The 14,029-nt window shown below is 67.1% G+C and carries 13 protein-coding genes; 7 read left to right on the plus strand and 6 right to left on the minus strand.

Annotation, left to right across the window (positions count from 1 at the left end):
- Positions 1-69: 69 nt before the first annotated feature.
- From ACQPYR_RS17500 to ACQPYR_RS17510, 3 genes are all read left to right on the plus strand, one after another.
- On the plus strand, positions 70-462 hold the full coding sequence (locus ACQPYR_RS17500) for a hypothetical protein (RefSeq protein WP_433633463.1): 393 nt from the start codon (positions 70-72) through the stop codon (positions 460-462).
- Positions 463-573: 111 nt separating this feature from the next.
- Positions 574-939, plus strand: a complete 366-nt coding sequence (locus ACQPYR_RS17505; RefSeq protein WP_433633465.1) for a nuclear transport factor 2 family protein — start codon at positions 574-576, stop codon at positions 937-939.
- A gap of 465 nt (positions 940-1,404) precedes the next feature.
- Positions 1,405-2,307, plus strand: a complete 903-nt coding sequence (locus tag ACQPYR_RS17510; RefSeq protein ID WP_433635164.1) for a S1C family serine protease — start codon at positions 1,405-1,407, stop codon at positions 2,305-2,307.
- Between the two features lie 223 nt (positions 2,308-2,530).
- Here ACQPYR_RS17510 and ACQPYR_RS17515 read toward each other — a convergent pair whose 3' ends face one another.
- A complete protein-coding gene (locus ACQPYR_RS17515) occupies positions 2,531-3,214 on the minus strand; it encodes a TVP38/TMEM64 family protein (protein ID WP_433633467.1) in 684 nt (227 codons plus the stop codon).
- A gap of 175 nt (positions 3,215-3,389) precedes the next feature.
- On the opposite strand from ACQPYR_RS17515, the gene ACQPYR_RS17520 reads away from it, so the two are divergent.
- The 3 genes from ACQPYR_RS17520 to meaB are packed head-to-tail and all read left to right on the plus strand — an operon-like array spanning position 3,390 to position 8,577.
- Complete coding sequence (locus tag ACQPYR_RS17520; RefSeq protein WP_433633469.1) at positions 3,390-5,237, plus strand: methylmalonyl-CoA mutase family protein; 1,848 nt, start codon at positions 3,390-3,392, stop codon at positions 5,235-5,237.
- The gene (scpA, locus tag ACQPYR_RS17525) at positions 5,237-7,537 is read left to right on the plus strand and encodes a methylmalonyl-CoA mutase (RefSeq protein ID WP_433633471.1); all 2,301 of its coding nucleotides are present in this window, start codon (positions 5,237-5,239) and stop codon (positions 7,535-7,537) included. Before ACQPYR_RS17520 ends, scpA begins: the two co-directional genes overlap by 1 nt.
- Positions 7,534-8,577, plus strand: coding sequence for a methylmalonyl Co-A mutase-associated GTPase MeaB (meaB, locus tag ACQPYR_RS17530; RefSeq protein WP_433633473.1), 1,044 nt, complete (start codon positions 7,534-7,536; stop codon positions 8,575-8,577). The genes scpA and meaB overlap by 4 nt, the downstream gene beginning before the upstream one ends.
- A gap of 40 nt (positions 8,578-8,617) precedes the next feature.
- Here meaB and ACQPYR_RS17535 read toward each other — a convergent pair whose 3' ends face one another.
- From ACQPYR_RS17535 to ACQPYR_RS17550, 4 genes are read right to left on the minus strand one after another with little or no spacing between them, the layout of a single operon-like run.
- Positions 8,618-8,773 carry a hypothetical protein gene (locus ACQPYR_RS17535; RefSeq protein ID WP_433633475.1) on the minus strand — a complete coding sequence of 52 codons (156 nt, stop codon included), beginning with the start codon at positions 8,771-8,773 and terminating at the stop codon, positions 8,618-8,620.
- 36 nt (positions 8,774-8,809) lie between these two features.
- Positions 8,810-9,697, minus strand: coding sequence for an amidohydrolase family protein (locus ACQPYR_RS17540; RefSeq protein WP_433633477.1), 888 nt, complete (start codon positions 9,695-9,697; stop codon positions 8,810-8,812).
- Positions 9,694-10,722: a nucleoside hydrolase gene (locus ACQPYR_RS17545; RefSeq protein ID WP_433635166.1), complete on the minus strand. Its 1,029-nt coding sequence runs from the start codon at positions 10,720-10,722 to the stop codon at positions 9,694-9,696. Before ACQPYR_RS17545 ends, ACQPYR_RS17540 begins: the two co-directional genes overlap by 4 nt.
- A 49-nt stretch (positions 10,723-10,771) precedes the next feature.
- Entirely contained in the window at positions 10,772-11,977 is a 1,206-nt protein-coding gene (locus tag ACQPYR_RS17550; RefSeq protein WP_433633479.1) for an FAD-dependent monooxygenase, read from the minus strand.
- A 102-nt stretch (positions 11,978-12,079) separates the two neighbouring features.
- On the opposite strand from ACQPYR_RS17550, the gene ACQPYR_RS17555 reads away from it, so the two are divergent.
- Positions 12,080-12,652, plus strand: a complete 573-nt coding sequence (locus ACQPYR_RS17555) for a TetR family transcriptional regulator (RefSeq protein ID WP_433633481.1) — start codon at positions 12,080-12,082, stop codon at positions 12,650-12,652.
- A gap of 21 nt (positions 12,653-12,673) precedes the next feature.
- Here the strand turns inward: ACQPYR_RS17555 and ACQPYR_RS17560 are convergent, their stop codons facing one another.
- Entirely contained in the window at positions 12,674-14,020 is a 1,347-nt protein-coding gene (locus tag ACQPYR_RS17560) for a CoA transferase (protein ID WP_433633483.1), read from the minus strand.
- Positions 14,021-14,029 lie beyond the last annotated feature (9 nt).

Raw genomic sequence — 14,029 nt, forward strand, 5'->3', positions numbered from 1 at the left:
AAACCATGGTGCCGCGCCCGGCCGATTTTCTACCGTTCTGGGTGGGTGCTGGCAGACAGGGTTGGTGATATGAGCGGGTCGGAACCATGGGAGGTTGTCGGGCGGTTGGCAAGCGAAACGGGGTCACTTGGCAACGGGGTGGCGATCAAACCGTGGGCGATCGGGTTCGTGCGGTGGGATATTTCGGGATCGATGGTCGATCACGATGTGCGGGTGACCCGCTGCTGCGCGGCTCGAATGGGGTACGAGTTGGTCTCGATGAAGGTGGGTCCGCAGGGCGATCCGGTCGCACGGCTGCTCGCGGCCATCGTGCGCTGCGGTGCGCGTGCGGTCATCGTGCCGAGCAGAGAGCACATCTGGGCGTCGCGTCGCGCGGTCACCGAGATCTGCGATCTGGTCGTGGTCGCCGGGGACACGGTGTGGGAGCGCGGCCATCAGTGGCCGCGGTGGTTCGCGCGCTGATCCTTACCTCGCGCGTAATCGACTCCGTGATCGGCAGCGGGCAAGGTTGAGGGCATCCGCCGGAGCTTTCCGGCGGAGACCGAAATACCTTCCAGCAGAGGATGATTCGCTATGTATCAGTACGAGGATGCGGTGCGGCGCTACTTCACGGCATGGAATGCCACCGATGACGAGGTGCGCGCGAAGGCAGTGGCGGCGGCCTGGCGCGAGGACGGTTTCTACACCGATCCACTGGCCGATGTCGCCGGACACGAGCAACTGACCGCGGCCATCGGGGGCGTGCACCAGCAGTTCCCCGGCTTCGAATTCCGGCAGCTAGGAGCGGTCGACGGACACCACAGTACCGCCCGGTTCTCCTGGGAGCTGGTTTCGCCCGACGGGAGCGCACCGGTTGCCGGGACGGATGTGATCACGCTCGCCGAGGACGGCCGGATCATCGGTGTGCACGGCTTCCTGGATCGCGTGCCCGGCGCGTAATCGAACGAATCTCCACCAATCGCGTGGTTCCCGCGCACCAGCTCGGCCGGGCGACGGCCGGGCAGGTGCTGCGCGGCGGCGGGGCGCGGCTGACGCTCGGCTGCTCGGAGCAGGTGCGGGGCGCGGTGGCATCGCGGACATCCTCGGGCAGGTGGCATCCACGACCAACTGCACCCTCGGCTCCGTCGCGCCCGGACGCTCGCACCCGATACCGTCTCAGACGGTTGGGCAATAGTTGTGCGCGGACGCGCTGCCTCCGCGGGCGTTGGTGAACGTCGGATGAATCCGGTTGCGCCTGTGGCGAACACGCTGCACCGGACGATGTGGCGGAGGATGCTGGAGAGGGCGGCCTAGATATCGAGTGCGCGCCCGATGAGCAGGATGGTGGTCAGCGTGGACGACGAGTCGGTCCCGTTGTCGGGTCCGGAAGACACCACACGGCAACAGGATCTGGATGATTCGGCGATGGACGCGTACTCGCGGTCGGTCATCGCCGTCGCGGCGTCGGTAACACCACATGTCGCGAGTGTCCGGACCCGGCGGGGGAGCGGATCCGCGGTGGTCTTCACCGACGACGGATTCCTGCTGACCAACGCGCATGTGGTCGGCTCGTCGAGCAGCGGCGATGTGGTGTTCGCGGACGGTGTGGAATCACGCATCGACGTCGTCGGCATCGATCCGCTCTCCGATCTCGCGGTGCTGCGCGCCCGCGCCGGTGCGCCGGGCGCGGTGGTGCTCGGCGATGCCGACAAGCTGGTGGTCGGCCAATTGGTGGTGGCGGTCGGAAGTCCGCTGGGGTTGGCGGGCTCGGTGACCGCGGGCGTGGTGAGCGCGCTGGGGCGCGCTGTCCCGGTCGCCTCCCGCCGGGCCGGTCGGGTGATCGAGGACGTGATCCAAACCGATGCCGCCCTTAATCCGGGCAATTCCGGTGGCGCACTTGCGGATTCATCGGGACGGGTGGTCGGTGTCAATACCGCGGTCGCGGGCGTCGGACTCGGCCTCGCCATCCCGATCAACGCCACCACGCGTCGCATCATCAGCACCCTGTTGAAAGACGGCCGGGTGCGCCGCGCCTACCTGGGCCTGGTCGGCGTTCCGGCTCCATTGCCCGCATCGGTCGCCGCCCGGACCGGCCAACATGCCGGTGTCCGCATCGTCGAAGTCGTCCGCGGCGGCCCCGCCGATCACGCGGGGCTGCGCCGCGGCGACCTCGTACTCAGCGTCGCCCGCTCGGAAGTGGCCGACGCCCAGGGCATCCAACGCCAACTCTTCGGCGACGCCATCGGGGTCTCGATGCCGGTGACGGTATTGCGCAACGGCGCGATGGTCGATGTCTTCGCCATCCCGATCGAGTTGACCGTGGATTAGCTCAGGTCGTCATCGGCCCCACGGTCGGATGACGTCGTCGGCTAGATCTTCGCGGGGGTCTTGATTCCAGTTGTCGTGGTTATTGCCGTTCGGCCCTGGTTCGACTGCGTGTACCGCCATCGTTCGTCACCTCCCTTCGAGCGGTCGTTGCTGTTGCGGGTTAGCCGTCCGCACGCAACCGCAAACCGGAATCGATGCAAAGCGTGCATACGCCGCTCGGGCGTCAGTCGGTCACGGTGACGGGGGCGGTCTCGAGATCCGGCTCGTGGGTTTGCGTCCAGCGCGCATCGATGATCAAACCGATGATGCCGATGGCGATGAGCACCCCGGAGACTGCGAGCATGCCGGGGTGGGTACGGCCGGTGAGAGCATCGCCCAGGATGACAGTGCCGATGGTCCCCGGGAGGATGCCGATGACGGTGGCGATCAGGTATGGCCAGAAGCGGATCGAGGAGAGGGCGCAGCAGTAGTTGATCACCGAGAACGGTGCGAAGGCGATCAGGCGCAGCGAGCCGACGGCGAGCCAGCCGCGGCGTTCGAGGCGTTCATCGATGGATCGGACCGCCGGATGGGTGAGGTGGGCGGCCACTCGATCCCGATCCAGCGCGCGGACGAGCAGAATCGCGAGTGCGGCGCTGACCGTGGTCGCCGAGGCGGCCAGGACGATGCCGAGCGCGGGACCGAACAGGACGCCCGCACTCACCGTCAGCACGGTCCGTGGGACCGGGGCCACCGTGACCAGCGCATGGACCACGAAGAACAGCAGCGGGAAGATCGGGCCGACCGAGGTGGCCCAATCCTGCATCTGCTGCGGTGTCGGTAGCGGGACCAGCATGGCCGCGGTGAACAGCGCCGCGCCACCGACGAGCAGGGCGAGGATGCGGGGGTCACGGATGAGCCTGAGCACCGCGCAAGGTTACCCGTTGGTAGTGGCGGCCACGGTCAACCGGCTGCGGAGCTGCCGCTAGCATCGAAGGAAACGCCGACGAATGCTCGTTAACCGATGTGCTCGCTGAGCTGGGCGAATGCAACGGTTTCGGGCGCACGCGAGATGTGCGTCGAGGAGAAGAGGAACAGCAGCTATGCCGATTGCTTCAGAGCCGGTGCCCGATTACGCCGCATGGCGCAAGGGCGTGGCGGAGGTACTGGCGAAGGCCCGCAGGGTCGACGTCGCCGAACTTCCGGAGGAGCCAGAAAAGCTGCTCGAGGAACAGACCTACGACGGTCTGACCATCGCCCCGCTGTACACCCGCGGGAATGAGCGGGCCGAACTGCCGCTGCCGGGTGAATATCCGTTCGTTCGTGGCCGCGACGCCACCAGGGACGTGCATCGTGGCTGGTATGTCAGCGCCTTCATCGGCGCGGCCGATGGCGCCGCGGCGAATCGCGAGATCCTGGCCGCGCTGGAGAACGGGATCAGTGCACTGTGGCTCGGCGCGGGGGAGCGCGGTGTGCCGGTGGCCGAACTGCCCGCGGCGCTGTCGGGTCTGCTGTTCGAACTGGCACCGCTGACACTCGCCGCGGGTGACGCGGTTTCCGCAGCGGCACAACAGGTCTTCGCGCAGCTCGACGATTACCAGGTGGCGGACCGGACCGAAATTCGAGTCGCATTGGGTGCGGCCCCGCTCACCAGTCGCTTCGCCGGAACCGCCGATATCGAGCTGGCGGAGGCCATCGACTTGGCCGGTCAGGCGGTGCAGCGTCCGGAGAGCGTGCGCGCTATCACGGTGGACGGCACCGTCTTTCACGATGCGGGCGCCTCGGACGCCCAGGAGCTCGGTGCGGCGGTGGCCGCCGGCCTGGCCTACCTGCGTGCACTCGCCGAAGGCGGTCACGACATCGCGGATGCCTTCGAGCAGTTGGAGTTCCGCTTCGCCGCGACCGACGACCAGTTCGCCACCATCGCGAAATTCCGTGCGGCCCGCCAGCTCTGGGCCCGCGTCGCGCATGTGTGCGGCGCACCCGCATTCGGTGACGCCCCGCAGCATGCGGTGACCTCCGCCGCGATGATGACCCAGCGCGACCCGTGGGTGAATATGCTGCGCACCACCCTCGCGGCCTTCGGCGCGGGAGTCGGTGGCGCGGACACGGTCACGGTGCTGCCCTTCGATTCGGCATTGCCGCCCGGCGAACTCGGCGTCTCGAAGTCGTTCGCCGACCGCATGGCTCGCAATACCCAGCTGCTGCTGCTCGAGGAGTCGCACCTCGGTCATGTGCAGGATCCGGGCGCCGGTTCCTGGTACGTCGAGGATCTCACCGCCGCACTCGCCGCCAAGGCATGGGAGTTCATGCAGGAGCTCGAGGCCGCGGGCGGTTACCCGGCCGCGCTGGACTCCGGCCTGCTCGCCGAGCGGATCGCCGCGACCCGGTCGGCTCGGGACGCCGATGTGGCACACCGCAAGACGGCGGTCACCGGTGTCAACGAATTCCCGAACCTGGCCGAGCAGCCGCTGTCGGAGGCCGCGCGCCGGCCCGGACAGGTGGTTCGCTACGGCGCCGCCTTCGAGGCGCTGCGCAACCGCTCGGATGCCTACCTCGCCGCCAAGGGGGCGCGACCACGTGCGCTGCTGGTGCCGCTGGGAACAGTGGCCGAGCACAATGTGCGGGTCACCTTCATTGCGAACCTGCTGGCCTCGGGCGGTATCGAGTCGATCAACCCCGGTCCGCTGGATGTGGCCGGAATCGGGACGGCGGCAACCGAATCCGGTGCCACGATCGCCGTATTATGTGGTTCGGACAAGCGTTACGCCGAGCAGGCGGGCCCGGCGGCCGAGCAGTTGCGGGCCGCCGGTATCGAGACGGTGCTGCTGGCCGGTGCGGAAAAGGCCGTCGCCGACCTCGGCGCCGCACAGCGCCCCGACGGTTATCTCGCGGCCCGCATCGATGCGGTGGCCGCACTGTCCGACCTGCTGGAGAAGGTGGGAGCCTGATGACATTGAGTCATATCGACAAGCCGGGCGAAATCGACGAGCCGGGCGGCATCGAGCACCGGATCGGTAGTTTCGCCGAGGTGCCGCTGTCCGAACGTCCGGCCGAGCCCGCCGACGTCGACTCCGCACAGGTCGACGCCTATGTGCGCGCCGCCGCCGAGGCGAACAACTACACCCCCGAACAGTTGGTGTGGTCGACGCCCGAAGGTATCGATGTGCCACCGGTTTTCACCAAGGCCGACCGTGATGCCATTGCGGCCGAAGGGTATCCGCTCGACAGCGTGCCCGGTATCGCGCCGTTCCTGCGCGGTCCGTACCCGACGATGTACGTCAACCAGCCGTGGACCATTCGCCAGTACGCGGGCTTCTCCACCGCTGCGGATTCGAATGCCTTCTACCGCCGCAATCTGCAGGCGGGCCAGAAGGGTCTGTCGGTCGCCTTCGACCTGGCCACCCACCGCGGCTACGACTCCGACCACCCGCGTGTCCAAGGTGATGTGGGGATGGCCGGTGTTGCCATCGATTCCATCCTCGACATGCGTCAGCTCTTCGACCACATCCCGCTGGATCAGGTCTCGGTGTCGATGACCATGAACGGCGCGGTGCTGCCGATCCTCGCGCTCTATGTGGTCGCGGCCGAGGAACAGGGCGTCGCACCGGAACAGCTGGCCGGAACCATTCAGAACGACATTCTGAAAGAGTTCATGGTCCGCAATACCTACATCTACCCGCCCAAGCCCTCGATGCGGATCATCTCCGACATCTTCGCCTACACCAGCGCGAAGATGCCGAAGTTCAACTCGATCTCCATCTCCGGCTACCACATCCAGGAGGCCGGAGCCACGGCCGATCTGGAATTGGCCTACACCCTCGCCGACGGTGTCGAGTACATTCGCGCGGGTATCGCCGCGGGCATGGAGGTCGACAAGTTCGCGCCGCGGCTGTCGTTCTTCTGGGCCATCGGCATGAACTTCTTCATGGAGGTCGCCAAACTCCGTGCGGGACGGCTGCTCTGGAGTGAGCTGGTCGCGAAGTTCGAGCCCAAGAGCGCGAAATCGCTTTCGCTGCGGACGCATTCGCAGACCTCGGGTTGGTCGCTGACCGCGCAGGACGCCTACAACAATGTGGCGCGCACCTGCATCGAGGCGATGGCCGCGACCCAGGGCCACACCCAGTCGCTGCACACCAACGCCCTCGACGAGGCGCTGGCCCTGCCGACGGACTTCTCCGCGCGTATCGCCCGCAATACCCAGCTGCTGATTCAGCAGGAGTCCAACACCACCCGCCCGATCGACCCCTGGGGTGGTTCGTACTACGTGGAATGGCTCACCCACCAGCTGGCCAACCGCGCTCGCGCGCATATCGCCGAGGTCGAGGCGCACGGCGGTATGGCGCAGGCGATCGGCGAGGGCATCCCGAAGCTGCGCATCGAGGAGGCGGCCGCTCGCACGCAGGCTCGCATCGATACCGGTCAGCAGCCCGTGATCGGCGTGAACAAGTACCAGGTCGAAGAGGACCAGCAGGTCGAGGTCCTCAAGGTCGAGAATTCGCGGGTGCGCGCCGAACAGATCGAGAAGCTGAACCGGCTTCGCGCCGAACGCGATTCGGCCGAGGTGGAGCGGGCGCTGGGCGAATTGTCCCGTGCGGCGGCCGCTTCCGAGGGCGGCATGGAGAACAACCTGCTCGCGCTGGCCATCAACGCCGCGCGCGCCAAGGCCACCGTCGGTGAGATCTCCGATGCGCTGGAAAAGGTGTACGGCCGCCACCAGGCCGAGATCCGTACGCTCTCCGGTGTATACCGCGACGAGGCCGGGAAGGTGACAAACATCAGCAAGGCGATCGAACTCGTCGAGGAATTCGCCGAGGCGGAGGGTCGTCGGCCGCGCATCCTGGTCGCCAAGATGGGCCAGGACGGGCACGACCGAGGTCAGAAGGTGATCGCCACGGCCTTCGCCGACCTCGGCTTCGACGTCGATGTGGGCCCGCTGTTCCAGACCCCGGAAGAGGTGGCGCAGCAGGCGGCCGATAACGACGTACACGTCGTCGGTGTGTCCTCGCTGGCGGCCGGCCACCTCACGCTGGTGCCCGCCTTGCGGCAGGCACTGGCCGATGTCGGGCGACCCGACATCATGGTCATCGTCGGCGGCGTCATCCCGCCCGGTGACTTCGAGGAGCTGTACGCGGCGGGTGCCGCCGCGATCTTCCCGCCCGGCACGGTGATCGCGGACGCCGCGATCGATCTGCTGAAGAAGTTGGCGGGCGAACTCGGTCACGAGATCGGCGGCGGCAGCGGCGAATGACTCCAGCATCGCGCAGCGATTCGAGCAGCGGTGGTGGTCGGGCGACGGGTGCGAAGCGCGTCATAGATGTCGACGCGCTCGCGCAGGCGGTCCGCTCTCAGGAGCGGGCCGCCCTTGCCCGGGCCATCACCCTGGTCGAGTCGACCAGGGCCGATCATCGCAAGCTTGCGCAGCAACTGCTGCTGCAGCTGACCCCGCCGACCGATGCGGTCACCTCGAATCGTGTCGGCATCACCGGTGTCCCCGGCGTCGGCAAGTCGACGTTCATCGATGCGCTCGGTATGGATCTGATCGGCAAGGGGCATCGGGTCGCGGTGCTGGCCGTCGACCCGTCCTCGACCCGCACCGGCGGCTCCATCCTGGGTGACAAGACCCGCATGGCGCGACTGTCGTTGGAGCGCAACGCCTATATCCGTCCGTCGCCGACCGCGGGCACCCTCGGCGGCGTCGCCAAGGCGACCCGCGAGACCATCGTGGTGCTAGAGGCCGCGGGTTACGACGTGATCCTGGTGGAGACCGTCGGTGTCGGTCAGTCCGAGGTGACGGTCGCCGATATGGTCGACGTATTCTGCTTTCTGACCCTGGCCCGCACCGGAGATCAGTTGCAGGGCATCAAGAAAGGTGTCCTGGAACTCGCCGACCTGGTCGCGGTGAACAAGGCCGACGGCAAGCACGAGATCGAGGCCAAGGCCGCCGCTCGCGAGTTGGCCGGGGCGCTGCGCCTCATCCATCCGCACGACGCGCTCTGGCGTCCACCGGTGCTCACCATGAGCGGTCTGCAAGGCCATGGGCTGGACAAGTTCTGGGACACCGTCCTCGACCACCGCCGGGTGCTCACCGAGGCCGGTGAATTCGCCGAAAAGCGGCGCCGCCAACAGGTCGACTGGACCTGGACCATGGTGCACGACCAACTGCTGCGCCGCCTCGCGGAGAATCCGAACGTCAAAGCCATTCGCGCACAAGTGGAGAAGCAGGTGCGCGACGGAACCTTGACCGCCGCACTGGCCGCCGAACAGCTTCTCGACGCCTTCGACAGTTGAGGTGGTGACCCGCAGTGCCGCGGGGTTGTCGCCGAGCGTGTCAGAGCGAATCGCCGTGGGCCTCGCGCAGGGTCGGCGAACCGGCGCCGACCGGCTCGGCGCGGACGAACTGCTCATGAATGCCGACCGAGTCTCGGCGATATCCGTAGCGGAATTCGCGGTAGCGCTGCTCGACGAAACCCAGCGACTCTCGCACCGGCGAACCAGGTTCACCGGCGCATCGGTGTGCGTGCTATGCGATGTCGAAGAGCCGTGCGGCATTTCGGTAGCAGACCTGCCGCAGCCAGGAATCACCCAGGTCCAGGCGCTCCAGCGCACTGATCGAATGCCCGTAGGAGTAAGGGATATTCGGAAAGTCGCTACCGAACAGAATACGGTCACGCAACGAGTGCAGCCTGCTGTGCTCGGCGGTCGGAAAGGGTGCGGTGGCCTCGGTGAAATCGGTCCACACCATCGTCGTGTCCAGGTGCACACCCGGGTATTCCTCTGCCAGATCCAGGAATTCGGAGTACTCGGGTGTGCCCATATGCGCGATGATCAGCCGTAGGCGCGGATAGCGTTGCAGCAGACCGGCAATGGGCTCCGGACCGGTGTACTCGCCGGGCGCGGGTCCGGAGCCGCAGTGGATCAGCACCGGTATTCCGGCGTCCTCGATCATGCCCCACACCGGATTCAGCAATGGATCACCCGGATGGAAATCGCCGACCTGCACATGCACCTTGAACACCCGGGCACCGCGCTCGATCGCCGCCTCCACATAGCTGTCCGCGTAATGTTCGGGATAGAACGTCGCCGTGTGCAGGCAGTCCGGGGTGCGTTCGGCGAAATCGGCGGTCCATTCGTTGAGCCACGCCGCCATATCCGGCTTATGCGGATACACCAGCGAGGTGAACGCGCGAACACCGAAGCCGCGCAATGTCTTCAAACGGACCTGCTCATCGTCGCGGTAGGCGATCGGCCACTCCCGGCCGACCAGCGGGCCGGCCGAATCGAAGTACGCCCACACCTTGGCCATGACCTGCTCCGGCATGAAATGCGTATGGACGTCGATGATTCCGGGCAGTTCCAGCCGGGTGCGGAAAGCGGTCAGGTAGAGATTGTCGTCGCTGTCACCGATCATCGAGCAGCCTCCTGCGGGTATACCGACCGCGCGAAGCCACCGACCCTGGTGATCAATCGCTCGAAGAACACCTCGGGGTCGGTGCCGACCACGATGTCGGCGTTGGGTTCTCGGCCCCACATGCCCGCCCAGTCCGCCACCGTGGTGGCCCGGGTGATGGCGCCGACGAGTTCGACATCGACAGTGGCCGGTCGAGTTATGGCAAGCGCCGGATCCAGCGCGACGGCCGCCGCGAACGGATCGTGCATATGCGCGAGATAGCCCTGGTCGTAGAGTTTGTGGAAATCGAAGTAGAACCGGACCGCATCGGTGAAGTAGCGCACGATCGGGTTACTCGTCGCGGACCTGGCCTCCGGTGGATCGGTCTCCGAAACCAGCTCCACCGGCAGACTCCCCGCGCGCTCGGCGAGCTGCGCCACATGCTTGGGCCGCATCTCGATGGTCTCGGTGATATCGAGCGCGCATACGATCGGCCGTCGATCGGCGGGGGCGGCGGAGAAGGCGTCGAAGACCTCCTTGGCCGCCTCCGGATCCACGTGCACATTCCATTCGTTGGTCGGCGTGGTGTTGCCCGGGTGATTGAAGGCTCCGCCCATGATCACCAGCCGCCGCAGCAGCAGCGGCAGCCGTGGTTCGAGGCGAAGGGCGAGCGCCAGATTCGTCAGCGGTCCCGTGCAGAGCCCGACGATCTCGCCGGGAGCCCCGCGCACCAGTTCGACCCACATCTGCGCCGCCGACCGGGCCGAGATCGGCCGAGCGGATTGCGGCAGTTCCGCATATCCGACCCCCTGCGGCCCGTGCGTGTCCTCGGTGGTGCGCAGCGGGATCGCGAGCGGTTCCGCGGCACCCAGCGCGACCTCGATATCGGGTGCGCGGCACACATCCAGCCAGGCGAGATTGTTCGCCGCCACCTGAGGTGCGGGCACATTGCCCGCGGTGGCGGCGATTCCCACGATCTCGGCCTCCGGGGAGGCGAGCAGGTAGAGAAGCGCGAGTGAATCATCGATCCCGGTATCGACATCCATGACGATCTTCTGCCGCACCAGTCGAGCCTAGCGAGCGGGCCTGGGCGGCTCAGTAGGTGGGCAGCACGTAGTCGTCGGTATTCGACATCATCCGCAGCATGACCGGGCGCATCACCCGCGAGGTCATCACCTTCATACTCGCGCGCGCCATCCGCGTGCCGAGGCGCGAGGTGGGCAGCATCATCTTGATGCCGCCACCGGGCAGCTCCTTGGCCTTGTCCAGGAACGGTTCGACGATTTCCTCGTAGCGGGTCAGTGCGGTCGCGAGGTCATCTGGGGTGGCGGCGATTTCACCGGCCAAGACGTAGGCGCCGACAATGGCCATGGCGGTACCCATACCGGTCATCGGGGAGCCGCAAAAGCCGGAGTCACCGAGCAGCGTGACGCGTCCGGTCGACAGCGACGGCATATCGACGCGTGCCAGCATGTCGAAATAGAAGTCCGGGGTGGTGCTCATCGCGTCGAGTATGGCCGGGGTCTCCCATCCGGCCTCGGCCAGCATGTCGTGGATGAGCCGCTGCTGCGCGGCGACATCGCGGCGCAGCGCCGGATCGGCCTCGGTGCGCAGGGTGATGATCGCCTTCGAGGTGGCCGGATCGGCATCCGGTCGAATCGCGACCGCGGCGCTGGGCACAGTATGCATCTTGAACCAGCCCGGCTCGGTTCCGGCGGGTGTCGGGATGGTGAAGAACGACATGTAGCCGCCGAGATAGGTGACGAACTGCTCCTCCGGTCCGAAGGCCAGTTGCCGGGTCGCCGAGTGCACACCGTCCGCGCCGACGACCAGATCGAAACGCTCGGTGCGCCCCGATGCGAAGTCGACCTCGACCCCGGTGTCGTTCTGGCGCAGCGCCGCGATCCACTCGCCGTAGCGGTAATCGAGTTCGCCCGCCGTGCCGGCCACTTCGGTGAGCAGTACCTGATTCAAATCGCCTCGGGTGATTTCGATTTCGGCCACCGGGCCCTTGCCGTCGAACATCTCCGCGGGCATCCGCGCGAATTCCCGGCCGTTTTCGTCGACGTAGGCCATGCCGCGCTCGTCGAGCTGGTACTTGCGGATGCCCGACATGAGTCCCATCCGCTCGGCGACTTCGCGGCTCGGGCCGCGCAGGTCCACGGCCTGTCCGCCCGGGCGTGGCTTCGGAGCGCGCTCTACGACGGTGGTTCGGATGCCCGCCCGCAGCAATTGCAGTGCGAGTGCGTTGCCCGCGATGCCGCCGCCGCTGATGAGGATGTGGAGGGATTTGATGCTCATGCCCCGCGCCAATCTTTCGAACGAATGTGTCAGACGTATGTCTAACACATGGTTGGCACGAGTGTCTAGTACAAATGTCTTAGGCGTGTGTAAGCTGAGGTCATGGGAAACCGAGAAGACCTATTGGCAGGAGCGCGTAAGGCCATCATCGAACGTGGCGTGGCGAAGACGACCGCACGCGATATCGCGGCGGCCGCGGGTGTCAGCCTGGCCGCGATCGGCTATCACTTCGGCTCGAAGGATCGGCTGATCACCGAGGCGCTGGCGGAGGCGCTCGGCAACGATATCGGTGATCGGATGGAAGCTCTGATCCGCGCGGGCGGCGGCCAGTCGCCGCTCGAGGCGTTCACGCAGATGTGGAACGCGATGCCGCAGGTCTTCGAGGACAACCGGGACGGCATGCTGGCCAGTCTGGAGAATCTGGTTCGCGTCGCGCGGACGCCGGAATCGCGGACGTTCATGGACGAAAGCCTCGACGGTGCATACGAGGACATCGGTCGAGCGGTCCGGGAATCCCGTCCTGACCTCGATGCGGACACCGCCCAGGCGATAGGTGAGCTCTACTTCGTGCTGACCCAGGGCCTCGGCATCCTGTGGACGATCACCCGCGGCGAGAACCTGCCCGACGGCGCGCGACTGGCCAAGGCGATTGCGGCCCTTGCCGGTGAGTCCTGAGCGCGTCGAACGGCGGGCGTGCTATCGGGTGTGCAGCGGCCACACCGGCCGGTCCGCGCCGTATCTCGGTGCCGGCCACGCGTAATCCGGATACTCGGCGAGCACCGGGGCTGCGGTGGTGACATTGCCATGGGTGACCGCCGCCATCGGACTCGGCGGCGCGGCCTGCGAATGACGCGGGGTGCGTCCGGGCGCGTCGAGGAGCCAGGCTGCGGTGCGCGCCAACGCGACTCGGACGTCGCGGCCGATACCGTCGTGTGCGCGGGCGACCAGCGCATCGATCACCCCGGCGGCCAGCAGATAGCCGGAGGCGTGGTCGAGTGCCTGCGCGGGCAGCGTCCCCGGCACCGCGGGTGCGCCCTCGACGATCGAAATACCGGCTGCGGCCTGCACGATGCTGTCGAAACCGCGCCGCCGACCCCACGGGCCGGATTCACCCCACGCCGATATCCGACCGTGGACGAGGCCGGGACGACGGGCGGCGGTGAGCCCGGCGTTTTCCAGTACGCCGGGTCGATATCCGGTGATCAGTACGTCGGCGGCGGCGAGCAGCTCGTTGATCAGCGGCAGGTGCCGGTGCAGATCCAGCAGCGTGGAGCGCTTGCCCTGGCAGGTGTCGTGATACTGCCATGGGATCTCGGGTAGGTGCGGCGGGTCGATCCGCAGCACCTCGGCGCCGAGCAGCGCCAGGGTCCTGGTCGCGACGGGTCCGGCGATCACCCGGGTCAGATCGAGTACCCGGACTCCACGTAACGGCTGCAATGGCGATGCCCCGATCGGCAGGCCGAGTTCGCCACGGTCGATCCGGGTGTCGATCGCCACCAGCGGACCCGATGCGGCGGCCTCACCCTGTGGGCTCTGGGCCCACTCCTGCTCGCTACGGACTTGGACCGCAATGGCGCCGTGCGCGGCCGCACGCTCCTCGATATCGCGGGCCCGGCTCATCGCCATCTGCGCGACCGCGAGATCGACGGGGGCGTCGTCGGGCAGTCCGAGCGAGGCGAGCAATCGCGCGCGATGATGCGGATAGTTGGCGTGGGTGCGGACCCAGCCGTCGAAGGTGGGAAAGAATCCCGACAGATCGGCGAATACCTTGGCGGGCGCACCGCCGACGCGCAGCAGGCGTTCACTGGAGAAGGCGGCGGTGATCCGGACCGGATCCAGTCGGTGCAGCACCGGATTCAGGTGGTGTGCGTCGCGAATTCGGTTCGCCGCCGCCGTCACCGCGGCCACCGATCCGGCGGCCAGCGCCCAAACCGGCAGCGCCGCAGCCAAACAGCTGCCCGGATCGGCGGCGGGGACGGTGCCGGAGGCCGGTACACCGATTCCGACCTCATAGTCGCGGACCAGCTGTTCGTGCGCAATCACAAGATCGAG

Origin of the sequence: Nocardia sp. CA-120079 (assembly GCF_050955745.1) — a bacterium.
Taxonomy (GTDB): Bacteria; Actinomycetota; Actinomycetes; order Mycobacteriales; family Mycobacteriaceae; genus Nocardia.